The sequence below is a fragment of the uncultured Amaricoccus sp. genome, from assembly GCF_937858865.1.
Lineage (GTDB): Bacteria > Pseudomonadota > Alphaproteobacteria > Rhodobacterales > Rhodobacteraceae > Amaricoccus.
In genome coordinates this window covers 1-1,355 of record NZ_CALLYO010000268.1, presented here as the reverse complement: position 1 = coordinate 1,355, position 1,355 = coordinate 1, and the positions used below count along the sequence as shown (strand labels likewise).

Annotated in this window: 2 protein-coding genes; both read right to left on the bottom strand. The window is 74.9% G+C overall.

Going from position 1 to position 1,355, the window contains the following annotated elements; translation table 11 throughout:
• Positions 1-649, bottom strand: a 649-nt coding sequence (locus Q0112_RS07510; RefSeq protein ID WP_297973456.1) for an NAD(P)-dependent oxidoreductase, incomplete at its 3' end; no start/stop codon positions are given.
• A gap of 11 nt (positions 650-660) precedes the next feature.
• Positions 661-1,355 (bottom strand): hypothetical protein (locus Q0112_RS07505; protein WP_297973454.1); only part of this gene is annotated, 695 nt, incomplete at its 5' end.

The window sequence follows — 1,355 nt, the reverse complement described above, 5'->3', positions numbered from 1 at the left end:
GGGCGCGGTTCTCGAGCATCCAGCTGGTGCCGGCGCATTTCGAGATGACCTCGAGAAACTGGGCCGGGGCGACCCCTTGCGTCATCCCGAAGGTCAGCGCCTCGGCCATGGCGGCGATGTGCACGCCGGCCAGGAGCTGGTTGACCGCCTTCATCGCCGATCCGGCGCCGGGTTCGGGGCCGAGCTCGAAGACCGTCTCCGCGACGGCGTCGAGGACCGGCCGGGCGGCGCGGAAGGCCTCGGGGCTGCCCGAAGCCATGACCGAGAGCTGGCCGGCGGCCGCCTTGGCCGCGCCGCCGGAGATCGGCGCATCGAGGTAGAGGACGCCGGCGTCGGCGGCCTTCGCCGCCATCGCGCGGGCGAAGTCGGGCGCGACGGTGGCGCAGGAGAGGACGACGGTGCCGGGGTGCAGCCGTGGCAGGGCGGACGCGAGGACGCCTTCGGTCTGGGCGGCGTTGAGGACGACGCTGACGAGCGCGTCGAGATCGGCCGGGGCCTCCTCGAGCGGGCCGGCGGCGCCGCCTTCGGCGCGGAAACGCTGCATCGGCTCCGGGCGCGCGTCGGTGCCGAAGACCTCGTGGCCGGCGCGAAGCAGCGACCCGGCCATGCCGTAGCCCATGGAGCCGAGGCCGATGACGGCGATCTTCATACCGCACTCCTTCAGAAGCTGTAGCAGTCCGCGAGCGCCCCGCGCAGGGATTTGGTCGAGCCCGAGAGCGAGAGGATGCCCTCGGCCGTGCCGTCGACGCTGACCGCGACCTCGCGGTCGCGACCGGCGAGCCGGCTGGCGAGCGCGGTGTCGCGCAGGGCGACGACATAGGCGCCGCCAGCGGTGCTCTCGAAGCCGGCCTCGGCGTCGATGTCCCCCTGGCTGAAGGCGAAGCCGAGCGTCACCCGCTCGTCGGGCGGCCGCTCGTGGAAGGTGACGGCGAGGAAGGGCTCGCCCTCGAGGCAGAAGGCGCCGAGCGAGGCGATGTCGCCGACGCCGGCGCCGAGGGCGACCGGGCTCGCACCCGGCACGCGGCGCAGCGTCCAGCCGGTGAGGGCGGGCGCAGGGGCGGCCGCCTCGGCGGGGGCCGGATCGGCGCCGGGGGGCGCATCGACGGACGGCGCATTGACGGAGGGCGCGTCGACGGGCGGGGTGTCGGGCGCGTTGGAGGTGAAGCGCCAGGTGCGGGTGCAGTCGGCGGTGGCGTCCTGGCCACAGTTCGCCATGTCGTAGAGCGCGACGAGGCCGGGGAGGCCCTCGCCCTCGACGAAGCGGACGCCGCGCAGCGGGCCGAGGTCGAAGCGGTCATGCCGGCCGTCGGGCGCGGAGAGCCATACGCTGACCGGGCAGCCGCTGCCGGTGCAGA